At 57.4% G+C, this 390-nt stretch carries 1 rRNA gene; it reads right to left on the bottom strand.

Annotated features, from left to right (window positions below):
* Positions 1 to 390, bottom strand: a 23S ribosomal RNA gene (locus tag J7R05_RS08895); the annotation flags it as partial.

Below are 390 nucleotides of genomic sequence, written 5' to 3'. Positions count from 1 at the left end.
CGTCCGCTTATGCCTTCCCTGCAATGCGTCAGGCGACACCCCAGGGCCTCCAGAGACACGTCCATCCGGGACCTCTCGTGCGAGGTTCAGATCCTATCACTATTCCTACTCCCCCGGCAGTTAGGGCCCGATCTGTCCCACGACGTTCTGACCCCAACGGCCGTACCGCTTTAAATGCCAACCAGCCATACCCTTGGGACCTGCTCCAGCCCCATGATGCGATGAGTCGACATCGAGGTGCCAAACAACCCCGTCGATATGAATTCTTGCGGGACATCAGCCTGTTTTCCCCGGCGTATCTTTTATCCGTTGTGCGATGGCCCTTCCACACGGGACCATCGGATCACCATGACCGTCCTTCGACTATGTTCCACTTGTCAGGCTCATAGT

Origin of the sequence: Bartonella capreoli, from assembly GCF_902813205.1 — a bacterium.
GTDB lineage: Bacteria > Pseudomonadota > Alphaproteobacteria > Rhizobiales > Rhizobiaceae > Bartonella > Bartonella schoenbuchensis.
Note: the sequence above shows the minus strand (reverse complement) of the source record. Positions and strands in the feature narration are given on the sequence as shown.